The organism is Microbacterium stercoris (assembly GCF_017592545.1).
In the GTDB taxonomy this organism is placed as follows: Bacteria; Actinomycetota; Actinomycetes; order Actinomycetales; family Microbacteriaceae; genus Microbacterium; species Microbacterium stercoris.
Window position 1 is genome coordinate 274,802 of record NZ_JAGFOA010000003.1, and the last position, 16,443, is coordinate 291,244.

The following is a 16,443-nucleotide window of genomic DNA, read 5'->3' on the forward strand; positions in this document are numbered from 1 at the left end:
CATGAGCATCGTCCTCGTGGTCAACAGCGGATCCTCCTCGTTCAAGTACCAGCTGCTCGACATGGCCAGCGAGCGGGTGCTCGCGAGCGGTCTCGTCGAGCGGATCGGACAGGATGCCGGCAAGGCGTCGCACACGGTGCGCACCTGGGCCGAGCCGGGCAGGCCTGCGCCCACCGTGCTCGAAGCCACGCACGAGCTCACCCAGCCGATCCCGGATCACACGGTCGGCTTCGAGGTGATGCTGCGGGCGTTCGCCGATCACGGACCTTCTCTCGAGGAGCATCCGCCGGTCGCGATCGGGCATCGTGTGGTGCACGGAGGGGCGCGCTTCTTCGAGGCCACCGTGATCAACGACCTGGTCGAGATCAACATCGACGAGCTGTCGGTGCTCGCGCCGCTGCACAACCCCGGTGCCCTGCAGGGCATCCGCGCGGCCCGCGCGGCTTTCGCCGGCATCCCGCACGTCGCGGTGTTCGACACGGCCTTCCACCAGACGCTGCCTCCCGCCGCGTACACGTACGCCATCGATCGCGAGCTGGCGGCGAAGCATCGCGTGCGCCGGTACGGCTTCCACGGAACGAGTCACGCCTATGTCAGCGCGAAGGCGGCGGAGTTCCTCGGCCGCGACACGACCCAGCTGAAGCAGATCGTCTTCCACCTCGGCAACGGTGCGTCGGTGACCGCGATCGACGGCGGCCGCTCGGTGGAGACCTCGATGGGCCTCACGCCGCTGGAGGGCCTCGTGATGGGCACCCGCTCCGGCGACCTCGACCCGGCGGTTCTCCTGCACCTCGCGCGCCGCGCCTCGCTGTCGATCGACGACCTCGACACCCTGCTCAACAAGAGGTCCGGCGTCCTCGGGCTGGCGGGTGTCAGCGACATGCGCGACCTCGCCGCGGCCGTGGAGGCGGGCGACGCCGATGCGCAGATCGCCTACGACGTCTACCTGCATCGTCTCCGCGCCTACGCCGGGGCCTACCTGGCCCAGCTCGGCGGCGTCGACGTCATCTCGTTCACGGCGGGGATCGGCGAGAACTCGCCGGAGATCCGCGCGGGGGCTCTTGAGACGCTGGGCTTCGCGGGCGTCGAGATCGACCCGGAGCGCAATGCCGCCCGAGCGTCTGGTCCTCGCGTCATCTCGACCGATGCGTCGCGTGTGACGGTGCTTGTGGTTCCCACGAACGAGGAGCTCGAGATCGCCCGTCAGGCCCTGTCGGCCTCGGCCGGCCGCTGAGCGCGCGCCGCGCATCCGGGTCCCGCGCGAGCCCGCCGTCATGTCCGCGAAACAGCCACGGGGATACGCTGGCCGTGTTCCCCAGCGAGAGGTGGTCGCCGTGCCAGAACTGCCCGATCTCACGGCCTATGACGCCGTGCTTTTCGACCTCGACGGCGTGGTGACGCCGACGGCCGAGGTGCACATGCACGCGTGGAAGGCGATGTTCGACCGGCTCTTCGCCGACTGGGGCATCACTCCCGGTTACACCCCCAGCGACTACTTCGACCACCTCGACGGCAAGAAGCGCTACGACGGCGTCGCCTCGCTGCTGCGCAGCCGTGACGTCGAGGTGCCGTGGGGCGATCCGTCCGACGACCCGTCGGTCGACACCGTGTGCGGCATCGGCAATCGCAAGAACGCCGTCTTCTCCCAGGTGCTGCGCGACGAGGGCATCGCGGCGTATCCCGGCACGATGCGCGTGCTCGACCAGCTCGACGCCGCGGGTGTGCCCGCAGCGATCGTGTCGAGCTCGAAGAACGCACGCGACGTGCTCGCCGCCGCCGGAGTCACCGATCGCTTCCGCGTCATCGTCGACGGCGTCGTCGCCGAGGAGGAGCACCTGCCCTCCAAGCCCGCGCCCGACGTGTTCCTCGTCGCCGCGCAGCGCCTCGGCGTCACTCCCGACCGCACCGTGGCCATCGAGGACGCCATCTCGGGCGTCGAGTCGGCCGCCGCCGGCAGGTTCGCGCTCGTGGTCGGCGTCAACCGCGGCGCCGGAGCCGACACGCTGCAGGCCGCGGGCGCGCATGTCGTGGTCTCGGATCTGGACGAGTTCGCCGACGCTCACAGCGATTGATCCGGATCCGGAACTCATACTCGACACATCCCACGACGATCCGAACAACAACCCGAAGGATCCCCGCATGATCGATCGCGAACGCTTCCCCGTCGACCCGTGGCGGCTCATCGAGAACCGGTACTCCGGCGATGACGCGGGCGTGACCGAGACCCTGTTCGCGGTCGGCAACGGCTATCTCGGCCTGCGGGGAAACCACCCCGAGGGGCGGCACGCGCACGAGCACGGCACCTTCATCAACGGGTTCCACGAGACCTGGCCGATCCGCCACGCCGAGCAGGCGTACGGCTTCGCCGAGGTCGGCCAGACCATCGTCAACGCGCCCGACGCGAAGGTGATGCGCGTCTACGTCGACGACGAGCCCCTGTCGCTCGACGTCGCCGAGATGACGGAGTACGAGCGTGTGCTCGACATGAAGGACGGCGTGTACCGTCGCCGCCTTCTGTGGCGCACACCGGGCGGCAAGGAGGTGCTGATCGAGGACGAGCGCATGGTCTCGTTCGAGGAGCGTCACCTCGCGATCATGCGGATGACCGTGACGGTGCTCGACGGGGACGCCCCGGTCACGATCTCCTCGCAGATCGTGAACCGGCAGGATGGCGAGAGCGTCTACGGCGGCATGCCGCCGCACGTGCGCCGCGCGGCGTCCGCCATCTCGGTGCCGGGCGCCACGTTCGATCCGCGCAAGGCCGAGAAGATCGCCGAGCGTGTGCTGCAGCCGCAGGAGTACTGGCAGGACGGGAAGCGCTCGGCGCTGTCGTACCGGGTCACCGACTCCGGCATGACCATGGCGGTGCTGGCCGACCACACCATCGAGACCGACAACGAGTACGACCAGCGGCACCTGATCGACCAGGACATCGCGAAGCACGTGTTCCGGGTGCAGGCCAAGGCCGGGGCGCCGATCACGATCACCAAGACCGTCGTCTACCACACGTCGCGCGGCATGCCGGCGCGCGAGCTCGTCGACCGCTGCCGTCGCACCCTCGACCGCACCGCCGCGCGCGGAGTGGACGAGGAGTTCCGCCGTCAGCGCGCCTGGATGGACGCCTTCTGGCAGCGCTCCGACGTGAAGATCGCCGGGCAGGAGAGCCTGCAGCAGGCAACCCGCTGGTGCCTGTTCCAGCTGGCGCAGGCGGCCGCGCGCGCGGACGGCTTCGGGGTCGCCGCGAAGGGCGTGAGCGGATCCGGATACTCCGGCCACTACTTCTGGGACACCGAGATCTACGTGCTGCCGTTCCTGGCGTACACAACACCGCTCTGGGCCCGCAACGCCATGCGGATGCGCACGATGATGCTGCCCGCGGCCCGCCGCCGCGCGGCTCAGCTCAATGAGGCGGGGGCGCTGTTCCCGTGGCGCACGATCAACGGCGAGGAGGCCTCGGCCTACTACGCCGCCGGCACCGCGCAGTACCACATCAACGCCGACATCTCGTATGCGATCACGAAGTACGTGCGCGCGACCGACGACTTCGACTTCCTCAAGCGCGAGGGCGTCGACGTGCTGGTCGAGACCGCCCGGCTGTGGGTCACGCTGGGGTTCTGGCGCTCCTACGAGGGGCTCGAGTCGTTCCACATCCACGGCGTCACCGGCCCGGACGAGTACACGACGGTCGTGAACGACAACCTCTTCACGAACGTCATGGCGCGGTTCAACCTGCGCGCGGCCGCCCGTTCGGTGCGCGAGATCGCCGAGCGCGACCCCGCCGCGTTCCGCCTGCTGGCCGAGCGGGTCGAGCTGGATCCGTCCGAGCCGGAGGAGTGGGAGCGGGCAGGCGACGCCATGCACATCCCCTACTCGGAGAACTTCGGCATCCACCCGCAGGACTCGCTGTTCCTCGAGCGCGAGGTCTGGGACCTCGAGCACACCCCGCGGGAGCAGCGACCGCTGCTGCTGCACTTCCATCCGCTGGTGATCTACCGCTTCCAGGTGCTGAAGCAGGCGGATGTGGTGCTCGCCCTGTTCCTGCAGGGCGCTCACTTCACACCCGAGGAGAAGCGCGCCGACTTCGACTATTACGACCCGCTCACCACGGGCGACTCGACGCTGTCGGCCGTGGTGCAGTCGATCCTCGCGGCCGAGGTCGGGTATCAGGATCTCGCGCACGAGTACTTCGAGGAGGCCCTGTTCGTCGACCTCGGCGACCTCCACCACAATGCGGCCGACGGCGTGCATGTCGCGTCGGCCGGTGGCGTGTGGACGGCGCTCGTGTGCGGCTTCGGCGGCATGCGCGACCACTACGGCCAGCTCACGTTCGATCCGCGCCTGCCCGTCGACTGGCCCGAACTCGCCTACTCGCTGCAGTGGAAGGGTCAGGTGCTCGACATCGTGCTGCGCCGAAGCGAGATGCGCGTGACGGTGCGACCGGGCGGATCCGGCGACGCCGTGCCCTTCGAGGTGCGCGACAAGGCGTACGTCGTGAGCGTCGACGACCCGGTCGTGGTGCCGCTCGCCGACCAGGGACCGGTGGTGCGCGGACGTCCCACCCTCAAGCCCGCGGGCGAGGTGCGCGGCCCCGACGACCGCCTCTTCGATCAGGCCTATCCGGTGGAGGTCGAGCCCACACTGCCTCCCGTCACCACCTCGATCCCGATCATCCCCGACGCGGCGGCCGTTGATGGGTGACGTGCTGATCTCGGCGTCCGAGCTGGCCGAGAAGCTCGATGAGGTGACGCTGCTCGATGTGCGATGGACGCTCGCCGCTCCCGATCAGGGACGCCCCGATTACCTCGCGGGCCACATCCCCGGGGCGGTCTTCGTCGACCTGCACCACGAGCTGGCGGATCCGTCGCGTCCGGCGATCGAGGGACGCCATCCGCTTCCCGAGGTCGGCGCCCTGCAGGCGTCGGCCCGCGCCTGGGGCGTGAGCGCGCGTCGGCCCGTTGTGGTCTACGACGCGTCGTCCGGCCTCGCTGCGGCGCGGGCCTGGTGGCTGCTGCGCCACGCGGGTGTCTCCGACGTGCGTGTTCTCGACGGCGGCCTGGCGGCCTGGGAGGGTCCGCTCGAGACCGGATCCGTTGTGCCCGAGCCCGGCGACGTGACCCTCGCGTACGGATCCATGCCGGTGCTGACCCCCGACGAGGCCGCGGAGTTCCCGGCCGCGGGAACGCTGCTCGACGCGCGCGCCGGCGAGCGGTACCGCGGCGAGACCGAGCCCGTCGACCCCCGTGCGGGCCACATCCCCGGCGCGCTGTCGGCGCCGACCACCGAGAACCTCGCGCCGGACGGACGCTTCCTTCCGGCCGACGCGCTGCGCGAGCGCTTCGCCGCGCTGGGCGTCGACGGCTCGCGCCCCGTCGCCGCCTACTGCGGCTCGGGCGTCACCGCCGCGCACGAGCTGCTCGCGCTCGCCGCGGCTGGCATCCCGGGCGCCCTCTACCCCGGCTCGTGGAGCCAGTGGTCCAACCTCCCGGATCGCCCGGTGGCCGTCGGCGCGACCCCCTGACCCCGGCCGGGCCCGGCCTCCGCTCCGCCTCCGCCCGGCCTCCGCCCCGCCCGGCCTTGGCCCTTTGCTCGTTGAGCGACCGGAGCGAGCTCTGCGAGCGCAGGGAGTCGAAACGCCCGCACCCGCTGGGCTCGATGCGCGACCCGAACCCCCACACCACCCGCCGCTACCCTGAGCGCATGGGGGAGCTGATCGTCGTGATCGCGCTGGGCCTTGTTCCCGCGCTGGTCTTCGCGGGTCTCGTGCGCTGGGCGCGCGTCCGCGCCGTCGCGGGTGGGCCTCGCAGCCTCATCGTTCAGTACTCACCGCCTCCCGGCAGCCTGCTCTGGCACGGACTGCTGCTGCGGGCCGATCGTCGTGTGTTCGCCGCGGTACTGGTCGACCTCGCGGTGCGCCGCCAGATCGCGCTCCACGCCGAGGAGGTGCCCGGCGGCCGCCGTGCGGCCGCGAGCCTCACCGTCTCGCCGCATGCCGAGCTCACGAATGACGAGCGCGGGGTGCTGCAGGCGGTGCTCGGCGGCGGTGAGATCCGCGCCGGCGAGCCGCAGGCGATCCGGCGCGACCGCGGCCAGGTGGGTCCCGCGCTGAAGAAGGTGCTCGATGGCGCCGACCTCGCCCTCGCCGACGCCGGCCTCGCGGCGAAGGGCAGGCGCGTCGCGCCCTCCGTTCTGCTGGCAGTCGCCGGACTCGCGGGCCTGATCATCACGCTCCTCCTGACGATCGCGACCATCGCCGACGGTGCCGGATGGATCCTGATCTCCCTCTCGATCCTGTCGCTCGTCATCACGCTGACCGCGCTGCTGTTCATCCCGGCGTATTGGCGAAAGCTGACGCCGGCGGCCGATCCGGTGCGGGAGCACCTCGACGGCCTGCGCCAGTACATGGCCCTCGCCGAGGCGGATCGGATGCGAGTGCTCCAGTCGGTGAGCGGTGCGCTGACGCCGGCCGGTGTCTTCCATCTGCACGAGAAGCTGCTTCCGTACGCGGTGCTGTTCGGCATGGAGAAGGAGTGGGCGGCCGAGCTGAAGGCGCGCGCCGATGGCCTCGCCGACGACATCGGATCGGGCGTGGGCGCGGTCGGCGACGTCGTCGAGGCGACGGTTGCCGTGGGAGAGGTCGTCGAAGTCGTCGGTGCGGTCGTCGAGGTCACGAGCGGCCTCGCCGGGGCGGTCTCGGTGCTCGGCAGAGCGGCCCTGCTCGTGGCGGCGCTCTTCGACTGATCCGGCTCTTCCCGGCCCCAGAGCCTTTGTCAGACCCCTCCCGTAGGCTGTTCCGGTGACCACCGCTCTGTACCGCCGCTACCGGCCCGAGAACTTCGGCGAGATGATCGGCCAGGCCCAGGTCACCGACCCGCTGATGACGGCGCTGCGCGGTGACCGCATCGGTCACGCCTACCTGTTCTCGGGTCCCCGTGGCTGCGGCAAGACCACGTCGGCGCGCATCCTGGCCCGCTGCCTGAACTGCGCCGAGGGCCCCACCGACACCCCCTGCGGCACCTGCGATTCGTGCGTCGAGCTCTCGCGCGCGGGCGGCGGATCGCTCGACGTCGTCGAGATCGATGCGGCCAGCCACAACGGCGTCGACGATGCCCGCGATCTGCGCGAGCGCGCGGTGTTCGCGCCCGCCCGCGACCGCTTCAAGATCTTCATCCTCGACGAGGCGCACATGGTCACGCCGCAGGGCTTCAACGCCCTGCTCAAGCTCGTCGAAGAGCCGCCGGCGCACGTCAAGTTCATCTTCGCGACGACCGAGCCCGACAAGGTCATCGGCACCATCCGCTCGCGCACGCACCACTACCCGTTCCGCCTCGTGCCGCCGGCCGCGATGCTCCAGTATGTCGAGTCGCTCTGCGCCCAGGAGGGCGTGCAGGTGGAGGCCGGCGTTCTGCCCCTCGTGGTGCGCGCCGGCGGCGGCTCACCGCGTGACACGCTCTCGATCCTGGATCAGCTGATCGCCGGATCCGAGGCGGGCTCCGTCGGCTACAAGCGTGCCGTCGCGCTGCTCGGCTACACGCACGGCGAGCTGCTCGACGCGGTCGTCGACGCGTTCGCCGAGGGCGACGCCGCGGCCGCGTTCGGTGCGGTGGATCGTGTGGTGCAGACAGGGCAGGATCCGCGCCGGTTCGTCGACGACCTGCTCGAGCGCCTGCGCGACCTCATCGTGATCGCCGCGACCGGCGCGGGCGCCTCGGCGGTGCTGCGCGGCATTCCCGCCGACGAGCTCGAGCGGATGGCGGCTCAGGCGCGGCGGCTCGGGGGAGAGAAGCTCTCCAAGACGGCCGACATCGTCAGTGCCGCCCTCGACGCCATGACCGGGGCCACGTCGCCGCGACTGCAGCTCGAGCTGATGATCGCGCGCGTTCTCGCGGGTGCGCTCCTCCCCGGCGCGGGTGTGCCCGTGCCGGCCCCGGCGCCGCTCGCGCCCGCATCCGTCACGCCCTCTGCCGCGCCCGCTGCGCCTGCCGCGTCGCGCCCGGCCGCCGCGCCGACCTCCGCCCCGCGCATTCCCGATCCGGCTCCTGCGGCGTCGCCGATCCCGGATCCGGGTGCAGCGTCCTCGCGCATTCCCGATCCCGCTCCTGCGGCGCCGATCCCGGACCCCGGGGTGCCTGCGGCGTCGGCCATCCCGGATCCGGGTGCAACGTCCTCGCGCGTTCCCGATCCCGCTCCTGCCGCCTCGGCGATCCCCGATCCGGGTGGATCCGCGCCGCGCGAGCCCGCGCCCGCCACCGCCCCCTCTCCCGCCGCGGCCCGGAAGGATCCCGCACAGGGCGCCGACGCCATGACGCAGGCTGGCACTGAGGCACCGCAAGCAGCTGACGACGTGCCGGCGGCCGGATGGGCCACCGTCGCTCCGGGAACCGCGCCCGCGAAGGCGGCTCCCACCGCCTCGCCCGCTCCGAGCGAGCCGCTGATCCCCGAGCCCCAGCGAGCCGACGCTCACCCGGCCCCCGCCGCCGAGGGATCCCGGCAGGATCCGGGCGCCTCGCCGACGCCGCCTCCCGCCGAGAAGCCCGCTGCTCCCGCTGCTGAGAAGCCCGCTGAGGCGCCTGCTCCTGCCGTCGACCAGCCAGCGCCGTCGGGGCCGCTCACCCACGAGGGCATCACCGCCGCGTGGGACGAGGTGCTGGCACGCCTGCAGACGATCAGCCGCGAGAGCTGGGCCGTGGCCGCCGAGGCCCGCATCCTGGGTGTGCGCCCGGGTGACGTGCTCGGCCTGGGCTTCGCGAACGAGCGCGACCTGCAGACTTTCAAGACCCGCACGCCCGAGGGCGGCGCGAGCGAAGATCTGCGCACGGCCATCCGCGCTGTGCTCGGCGTCAACGTCAAGTACGTCGCGAACCTGGTGCCCGCCGCGGCGCCGCGTGAGAGCGGCGGCCGCCCGCAGAACGGTCAGGCGCCGGCGGCGTCCGAGCCGTCAGACCCCGACCCGGCGCCGGCCGCGCGGGCGCCGTACGACGACGTCCCTCCGGAGCCGTACGACGACGGGCCGTATCCCTACGACGATCCCTACGCCGCCGCGCCCCGCGCGCCGCGTGCGGGGGCTCGCCCCGAGAGCCCGACGTCCCCGGCGCGCCCGGCGTCCAGCGCCTCGAGCAGCCCGGCATCGGCTCCGCTGCGCACCGCCCCGGCGGCCACCGCCGTGCTCGCCCCGCCGTCCGCCGGCGACTGGGCCGTGGCGGCGATCCCGAACCCCGGCCCCACGCCGGGTCTGGCCGTCGACGACGACCCGGAAGAGGCGACCGTCCCCGCCGCCGAGCGCGTCGGCGTGCTCGCGCCCGAGGGAGCGATCCTGCCCACCGACGTGCCGATCGACGCCGAAGACGAGTCTCCGGCCGAGCCCGCACCCGCACCCGCCGTCGTCGCGCCGACCGTCACCGTCGCGCGTCGTGTCATCCAGACCGACGGCGCCCAGCGCTACGGCGAGGCCGTCGTGCGCCAGATCCTCGAGGCCCGGTTCCTGCACGAGGAGCCCTACGAGCCCCCGACCCGCTTCCAGTAGGAGCCACTGAATGTACGACGGCATCGTCCAGGAGCTGGTCGACGAGCTCGGCCGCCTGCCCGGCATCGGCCCGAAGTCGGCGCAGCGCATCGCCTTCCACATCCTGCAGACCCCGAGCTTCGACGTCTCGCGCCTCTCTGAGCTGCTGCGCGAGGTGCGCGAGCGCGTGAAGTTCTGCGAGATCTGCGGCAACGTCTCCGAGCAGGAGACCTGCGTGATCTGCCGCGACCCGCGTCGCGACCGCTCGCTCATCTGCGTGGTCGAGGACGCCAAGGACGTCGCCGCCATCGAGCGCACCCGCGAGTTCCGCGGGCTGTATCACGTGCTCGGCGGTGCGATCAGCCCCATCGCGGGCATCGGCCCCGGCGAGCTGCGCATCCAGGAGCTGATGTCGCGCCTGGCCGACGGCGAGGTGCAGGAGATCATCCTGGCCACCAACCCGAACCTCGAGGGCGAGGCCACCGCCACCTACCTCAGCCGCCTGCTGATGGCGCTCGACATCACGGTCTCGCGCCTCGCCTCCGGCCTCCCGGTCGGCGGCGACCTCGAGTACGCCGACGAGGTCACCCTCGGCCGCGCCTTCGAAGGCCGCCGTACCCTCTGACCGAAACGCCTCCACCCGCCGCTTCGCGAGGAGATCTCCCGGCTCGAGGCCCGCTCCGCTCGGGGTGATCCTCAGGTGGGGATATCTCCTCGGCTCGGGATGCGCGCCCGGCTCGCGCCCGTCGCGTCGCGAGGAGATCTCCCGGCTCGAGGACCAATCCGCCCGGGGCCGTCCCCAGCCTGGGATTTCTCCTGCGGTTCGGGATGCGCGCCGGCTCGCGCCCGCCGCTTCGCGAGGAGATCTCCCGGATCGAGGGCCGCTGCGTCCGGGGTGATCCTCAGGTGGGGATTTCTCCTGGGGGTTCGGGATGCGCGCCGGCTCGCGCCCGCCGCTTCGCGAGGAGATCTCCCGGATCGAGGCCCGTTCCGCCCGGGGTGATCCTCAGGAGGGGATTTCTCCTCGGATCCGGGATGCGGGCCCGGGGCGCGCGTCGCGTCGCGAGGAGATCTCCCGGATCGAGGTCCGTTGCGTCCAGGGTGATCCTCAGGAGGCCCGCTTCGTCCGGGGTGATCCCCAGCCTGGGATTTCTCCTGGGTGTTCGGGATGCGCGCCGGCTCGCGCCCGCCGCTTCGCGAGGAGATCTCCCGGATCGAGGCCCGTTCCGTCCGGGGTGATCCCCAGGTGGGGATTTCTCCTGGGTGTTCGGGATGCGCGCCGGCTCGCGCCCGCCGCTTCGCGAGGAGATCTCCCGGATCGAGGCCCGTTCCGTCCGGGGTGATCCCCAGGAGGGGATATCTCCTCGGATCCGGGATGCGCGCCCGGCGCGCCCGGCTCGACCTCGCGCCCCCGCGCCCGCGCGCCCCCCGCGAGGAGATCTCCGGATCGAGGCCCGTTCCGCCCGGGGTGATCCTCAGCCTGGGATATCTCCTCGGGTCCGGGACGCGCCTGGCTCGCGCTAGCCACTAGGCGAGGAGATCTCCCGGATCGACGTCGCCCTCGGCCCGCATCTCGGGTCGGAATCTGCCCTCCGGCCGTCGGACCGCGGTCGCGCGGCCCGCCGCGGCGTGCACTTTAGGGTGGCGGCATGCCGATGTCGCCGTACGTGCGCTCGATCCGCAGACGGATCGGGCATGACCTCCTGCTTCTCCCCGGGGTCACTGCGGTCATCCGTCGCGGCGACGCGTTCCTGCTCGCTCGCCAGCGCGACACCGAGCGGTGGAGCCTCATCGGCGGCGCCATCGAGCCGGGAGAGGACCCGCGCGAAGCCGTCGAACGCGAGGTGCGCGAAGAGCTCGGCGTGGCGCCGCGCATCCTGGGCGTCATCGGCGCCTACGGGGGCGCGCAGCTGCAGACCGTGCTGCCGAACGGCGACGAGGTCGGCTACGTCACTACCGCCTACCTCTGCGCCGTGCCGACGGCCGAGTTTGCGCTCGAGGAGCAGGAACTGCTCGAGGTCGGCTGGTTCACCCACGCCGAGGCGCTCGCTCTCCCACGCCATGAGTGGATCGACCGCGTGCTCGCCGACGCCGACTCGCGAGGAGTACGTCTCGTCTGAGGCGTCTGCCGGTCCGGATGATCCGCCCGCCGCTTCGCGAGGAGATCTGCCGGGTCGAGGCTCGAATCGTTCGGGGTGATCCTCGGATGGGGATATCTCCTCGGCTCCGGGACGCCCGTCCGCACCCCGCCGTCCACCCGCCTCACCCCACCGTCCGCCCCCCGCCATACCCCGCCGTCCGCCCCCGCCGCATCCACCCGAACCCCACAGCAGCGCCCCCACGGATGTCGGTGGCCCGTGCGAGGATCGGCAGGTGTCATCCCCTGCCGTCTCGACCGCGTCCCACTTCTCGACGAAGGGATGGGTGCTGTTCGGCATCATGGCGGTGATCTGGGGCGTCCCGTATCTGTTCATCCGCGAGGCCGTGCAGTCGTTCTCGCCCGCGGCGGTGGTGGCCATCCGCACCGGCGGCGCGGCGCTTCTGCTGCTGCCGTTCGCTCTGCGACAGGGGGCGCTCCGGCCGGCGCTGCGGAAGTGGCCATGGGTGCTGGCGTTCGCGGCGATCGAGATGGCGGGTCCGTTCGTGCTGCTTGCGCACGCCGAGCAGACGATCTCCTCGGGCCTCACGGGGCTGCTCGTGGCCACGGTGCCGCTGTTCGCCACGGTCATCGCCGTGATCCGGGGCGACCGCTCGGCCCTGCGCCCGATGCGGGCGGTCGGGCTGGTGCTCGGCTTCGCGGGTGTCGCCTGGGTGGCGCTCGGCAGTGCCGGGGGAGCGCAGGGCGATCTCATCGCCATGGGCGAGGTGCTCGCGGTCGCCGTGCTCTACTCGATCGCGCCGTTCATCGTCGCCCGAAAACTGCATGACGTGCCGTCGCTCGGATCCGTCACCCTCGCCCTCGGGGCGGTGGGCATCGTCTACCTGCCGATCGCCCTGCTCACCCAGACCGAGGTGCCCACGGGCGGCGCGGTGCTCAACGTCGCTCTGCTCACGGTGCTCTGCACGGCGGTGGCGTTCATCGCGTTCTTCGCGCTGATCGCCGAGGTGGGGCCGGTGCGCGCTCCGCTGTTCACCTACCTCAACCCCATCGTCGCGATCGCCCTCGGCATCGTCATCCTGTCCGAGCCGCTCAGCCTGAGCCTGCTGCTCGGCTTCCCGGTGGTGATCATCGGGTGTGTGCTCGCGGCCGGCGGCATTCCGCGTCGCGCGGCGAGCGCTCGCGTGCTGCCCGAACCCGATCCGGATCCGCTGCCGCGCTGACGCGCACGCGTCACTCCTCTGGGCGGCTGCGTCGTCCCGCGGCACCCACGGCGACCACGCCCGCCGCCAGGATCACCGGGCCGATCCAGTCCAGGCCGAACCCCGGCGCGAGCGGAGAGCCGACGACCCACACCGCGAGACCGATCACGATGAGCGCGGGACGCCACCAGAACTGGGCGCTGAGCCTCGCGACCCACGACGGCGCGCGAGGCTCCTCGGGCTCCGCGCCGCCGCTACCCTCAGAGGCAGACCCGGAGGCAGAGGCAGCCGCCGCGCGACGGATGCGTCGCAGCCGTCGCACCTGCACGATCGTCCACACGATGAGGGCGAGCAGGATCGCCGCGAGCAGCCAGAACGATCCGGCGAGCATCTCGCCGATCTCCTGCACCACTGCGCCCACGCCATCGAGCATCCTGCGCACTCTCCCCCGCAATTGAAAACAGTCGACAGGGCAGGTTACCCGTCAGACGGATCCGGGCGTGTCAAAGTGAGTCGCGCCGCTTCCGTAAGATAGGGGACCAGTGGGCGCGCCCTCCCGAGACGCCCCGAGGAGTCACCAGTGGCACTGATCGTGCAGAAGTTCGGCGGTTCGTCTGTCGCCGACGCCGAGAGCATCAAGCGCGTCGCGAAGCGCATCGTCGACACCCGCCGGGCAGGCAACGACGTCGTCGTCGCGGTCAGCGCGATGGGCGACACCACGGACGAGCTGCTTGATCTCGCGGGCCAGGTCGCGCCGATTCCGGCTCCGCGCGAGATGGACATCCTGCTCTCCAGCGGAGAGCGCATCTCGATGGCGCTGCTCGCGATGGCGATCCACTCGCTCGGCTACGAGGCTCGTTCGTTCACGGGCGTGCAGGCCGGTGTGCTCACCACCGCCGACCACGGCTCGGCGCGCATCGTGGATGTCACCCCGACCCGCCTGCGTGAGGCGCTGGACGAGGGCGCCATCGTCATCGTCGCGGGCTTCCAGGGCGTCAATCCCGACAAGAACGACGTCACAACGCTCGGCCGCGGCGGGTCCGACACCACCGCGGTGGCGCTCGCGGCGGCCCTCGGCGCCGACGTCTGCGAGATCTACAGCGACGTCGACGGCATCTTCACGGCCGATCCCCGCGTCATCCCCCGCGCCCGCAAGCTCGAGACGGTCACGGCCGACGAGATGCTCGAGCTCGCCGCCAACGGAGCCAAGGTGCTCTACATCCGTGCGGTCGAGTACGCCCGCCGCCACGGCGTGCTCATCCACGCCCGCTCGTCGTTCTCCTCGAACGAGGGCACCTACGTCCTGGGTGACGGCATGGCCGATCCCCGCAAGCACAGCAAGGAGTCCGAAGTGGTCGACGTCATCGGCATGGAGGAGCCCGTCGTCACGGGCGTCGCGATCGACAAGAGCCAGGCCAAGATCACGGTCGTGGGCGTTCCGGATGTCCCCGGATCGGCCGCCGCCGTCTTCTCGCTCGTGGCCAAGACCGGCGCGAACATCGACATGATCGTGCAGAACGTGCAGTCGGCGCAGCCGGGCCGCACCGACATCTCCTTCACGCTGCCCAAGGACACCTCGGTCGAGGTGCTCAAGGCCCTCACCGCCGAGCAGGGCACCCTCGGGTTCGAGAGCATCGTGCACGACGACCAGATCGGCAAGCTGTCGGTCGTCGGCGCCGGCATGCGCACGCACTCGGGCGTCTCGCTGACGCTGTTCGAGGCGCTCTCGATCGCGGGCATCAACATGGAGATGATCTCGACCTCCGAGATCCGGATCTCCGTGGTCCTGCGTCTCGACGAGGTGGATGAGGCGGCCCGCGCCGTCCACACCGCGTACGGTCTCGACAGCGAGATCGAGGCGACCGTCTACGCCGGCACCGGGCGCTGATCCGTTGCTGAACGGCCTCCCTCTCCCCGTCACCCTGACCGCGCGTGACGGGGAGTTCCACGTCCGCGCGGCCGACTCGTCCGATCTCGACGCACTCGTCGAGCTGATCGCGGGCGATCCGATCTCCGCCACCCGCGGCGACACCGCCTCACCCGACGACCGCGACGCCTACGCGCGGGGGCTCGACCAGGTGCAGGCCGATCCGCGCAACGTGCAGCTGGTCGCCGAGCGCGCGGGCGAGGTCATCGCCACCCTGCAGCTCACCCTGATCCCGGGTCTGGCCCGCAGGGGAGCCGACCGGCTGCAGGTCGAGGCGGTGCGCGTGCGCGATGATGTGCGCTCGCTCGGCATCGGCCGGGCGCTCATGCGGTGGGTCGCCGATGACGCGGCCCCCGCGCTGGGCGCGACGCTCATCCAGCTCACCTCGGATGCCGCCCGCAGCGACGCCCACCGGTTCTACGAGCGTCTCGGCTATGCCGCCTCGCACGTCGGCTACAAGCTGCGCGTCTGACCGCGTCTGACCGCGTGTGACGGGCGGGGGCCGAGCACCCCGTCGTCGCCGGTAGAATTCACCAACCCCACCAATGCCGGTGCGCCGGATGGCCCGGCGCCCGGATGACCGCGCAAGGATCCGCCATGACCGTCATCTCCGAATCAGGACTCTCCATCGCCATCGTCGGCGCCACCGGCCAGGTCGGCACCGTCATGCGCGAGATCATCGCGGAGCGCTCCTTCCCGATTCGGGAGCTGCGTCTGTTCGCCACCGAGCGCTCGGCCGGAACGACCATCCCGTTCCAGGGAGTCGACGTCGTCGTCGAGGACGTCGCCACCGCCGATCCGTCGGGTGTCGACATCGCCCTGTTCTCGGCCGGCGCCACGGGCAGCCGCGCACACGCGCCCCGCTTCGCCGAGGCCGGCGCTGTCGTCATCGACAACTCCAGCGCCTGGCGCATGGACCCCGAGGTGCCGCTGGTCGTCTCCGAGGTCAACCCCCATGCGATCACCGAGGCCGTCAAGGGCATCATCGCGAACCCCAACTGCACCACGATGGCCGCGATGCCGGTGCTGAAGGTGCTCGATGCCGAGGCCGGCCTCGAGCGTCTCATCGTGACCACGTTCCAGGCCGTCTCGGGCTCGGGCCTTGCGGGCGCCACCGAGCTGCTCAGCCAGGTCGAGGCCGTCGTCGCGCAGGACAACGTGCTCGACCTCGTGCACGACGGATCGGCCGTCACCTTCCCGAAGCCCGAGAAGTACGTGGAGAACATCGCCTTTGGCGTCGTCCCGTTCGCCGGCAACCTCGTTGAGGACGGCCTCAACGAGACCGACGAGGAGAAGAAGCTCCGCAACGAGAGCCGCAAGATCCTCGAGCTGCCCGAGTTGCGCGTCGCCGGCACCTGCGTGCGCGTGCCGGTGTTCACGGGGCACTCGCTGAGCATCAACGCCGAGTTCGCCCGTGAGCTCACCCCCGAGCGCGCGCGCGAGCTGCTCGCCGCCGCTCCCGGTGTCGAGCTCGACGAGGTGCCCACGCCCCTCAAGGCCGCAGGCAAGGATCCGTCCTTCGTCGGCCGCATCCGCGCCGACCAGTCGGCGCCGGAGGGCAAGGGCCTCGTGCTGTTCCTCTCGAACGACAACCTCCGCAAGGGCGCGGCGCTCAACGCCGTGCAGATCGCCGAGCTGGTCGCCGCCGACATCCAGGCGCGCGCGACCGTCTGATCCGCCGATCCGACCCGAGAGGGCCGCAAGAACCTCGGTTCTT

At 71.4% G+C, this 16,443-nt stretch carries 13 protein-coding genes; 12 read left to right on the plus strand and 1 reads right to left on the minus strand.

Annotated features, from left to right (window positions below; all coding sequences use genetic code 11):
- The first annotated feature begins 1 nt into the window (after nt 1).
- The 9 genes from J5V96_RS09060 (at nt 2) to J5V96_RS09100 (ending at nt 12,820) form a co-directional block, all read left to right on the plus strand.
- Entirely contained in the window at nt 2-1,234 is a 1,233-nt protein-coding gene (locus J5V96_RS09060) for an acetate/propionate family kinase (protein ID WP_208502979.1), read from the plus strand.
- A 100-nt stretch (nt 1,235-1,334) separates the two neighbouring features.
- Nucleotides 1,335-2,072, plus strand: a complete 738-nt coding sequence (locus tag J5V96_RS09065; RefSeq protein WP_307793571.1) for an HAD family hydrolase — start codon at nt 1,335-1,337, stop codon at nt 2,070-2,072.
- A gap of 67 nt (nt 2,073-2,139) precedes the next feature.
- Nucleotides 2,140-4,698, plus strand: coding sequence for a glycoside hydrolase family 65 protein (locus J5V96_RS09070; RefSeq protein WP_208502982.1), 2,559 nt, complete (start codon nt 2,140-2,142; stop codon nt 4,696-4,698).
- Nucleotides 4,691-5,518 (plus strand): sulfurtransferase, encoded by an 828-nt coding sequence (locus J5V96_RS09075; protein ID WP_208502984.1) that lies wholly within the window; start codon nt 4,691-4,693, stop codon nt 5,516-5,518. The genes J5V96_RS09070 and J5V96_RS09075 overlap by 8 nt, the downstream gene beginning before the upstream one ends.
- A gap of 179 nt (nt 5,519-5,697) precedes the next feature.
- The gene (locus tag J5V96_RS09080; RefSeq protein ID WP_208502986.1) at nt 5,698-6,738 is read left to right on the plus strand and encodes a DUF2207 family protein; all 1,041 of its coding nucleotides are present in this window, start codon (nt 5,698-5,700) and stop codon (nt 6,736-6,738) included.
- 55 nt (nt 6,739-6,793) lie between these two features.
- Entirely contained in the window at nt 6,794-9,520 is a 2,727-nt protein-coding gene (locus J5V96_RS09085; RefSeq protein ID WP_307793572.1) for a DNA polymerase III subunit gamma and tau, read from the plus strand.
- A gap of 10 nt (nt 9,521-9,530) precedes the next feature.
- Nucleotides 9,531-10,124: a recombination mediator RecR gene (recR, locus tag J5V96_RS09090; protein ID WP_208502989.1), complete on the plus strand. Its 594-nt coding sequence runs from the start codon at nt 9,531-9,533 to the stop codon at nt 10,122-10,124.
- Between the two features lie 1,024 nt (nt 10,125-11,148).
- Entirely contained in the window at nt 11,149-11,619 is a 471-nt protein-coding gene (locus J5V96_RS09095) for an NUDIX domain-containing protein (RefSeq protein WP_208502991.1), read from the plus strand.
- Between the two features lie 253 nt (nt 11,620-11,872).
- The gene (locus tag J5V96_RS09100; RefSeq protein WP_307793573.1) at nt 11,873-12,820 is read left to right on the plus strand and encodes a DMT family transporter; all 948 of its coding nucleotides are present in this window, start codon (nt 11,873-11,875) and stop codon (nt 12,818-12,820) included.
- Between the two features lie 10 nt (nt 12,821-12,830).
- Here the strand turns inward: J5V96_RS09100 and J5V96_RS09105 are convergent, their stop codons facing one another.
- Nucleotides 12,831-13,232: a hypothetical protein gene (locus tag J5V96_RS09105; protein ID WP_208502993.1), complete on the minus strand. Its 402-nt coding sequence runs from the start codon at nt 13,230-13,232 to the stop codon at nt 12,831-12,833.
- 147 nt (nt 13,233-13,379) lie between these two features.
- Between J5V96_RS09105 and J5V96_RS09110 the strand changes: the two genes are divergently transcribed.
- From J5V96_RS09110 to J5V96_RS09120, 3 genes are all read left to right on the plus strand, one after another.
- On the plus strand, nt 13,380-14,687 hold the full coding sequence (locus tag J5V96_RS09110; RefSeq protein ID WP_208502995.1) for an aspartate kinase: 1,308 nt from the start codon (nt 13,380-13,382) through the stop codon (nt 14,685-14,687).
- Between the two features lie 4 nt (nt 14,688-14,691).
- Nucleotides 14,692-15,198 (plus strand): GNAT family N-acetyltransferase, encoded by a 507-nt coding sequence (locus J5V96_RS09115; protein ID WP_208502998.1) that lies wholly within the window; start codon nt 14,692-14,694, stop codon nt 15,196-15,198.
- Between the two features lie 125 nt (nt 15,199-15,323).
- A complete protein-coding gene (locus tag J5V96_RS09120; protein ID WP_208503000.1) occupies nt 15,324-16,400 on the plus strand; it encodes an aspartate-semialdehyde dehydrogenase in 1,077 nt (358 codons plus the stop codon).
- Nucleotides 16,401-16,443 lie beyond the last annotated feature (43 nt).

Coding starts and splice junctions, on each gene's coding strand:
- J5V96_RS09060 (WP_208502979.1), top strand. CDS start 2: ATGAGCATCGTCCTCGTGGTCAACAGCGGATCCTCCTCGTTCAAGTAC.
- J5V96_RS09105 (WP_208502993.1), bottom strand. CDS start 13,232: ATGCTCGATGGCGTGGGCGCAGTGGTGCAGGAGATCGGCGAGATGCTC.
- recR (WP_208502989.1), top strand. CDS start 9,531: ATGTACGACGGCATCGTCCAGGAGCTGGTCGACGAGCTCGGCCGCCTG.
- J5V96_RS09095 (WP_208502991.1), top strand. CDS start 11,149: ATGCCGATGTCGCCGTACGTGCGCTCGATCCGCAGACGGATCGGGCAT.
- J5V96_RS09080 (WP_208502986.1), top strand. CDS start 5,698: ATGGGGGAGCTGATCGTCGTGATCGCGCTGGGCCTTGTTCCCGCGCTG.
- J5V96_RS09120 (WP_208503000.1), top strand. CDS start 15,324: ATGACCGTCATCTCCGAATCAGGACTCTCCATCGCCATCGTCGGCGCC.
- J5V96_RS09070 (WP_208502982.1), top strand. CDS start 2,140: ATGATCGATCGCGAACGCTTCCCCGTCGACCCGTGGCGGCTCATCGAG.
- J5V96_RS09075 (WP_208502984.1), top strand. CDS start 4,691: ATGGGTGACGTGCTGATCTCGGCGTCCGAGCTGGCCGAGAAGCTCGAT.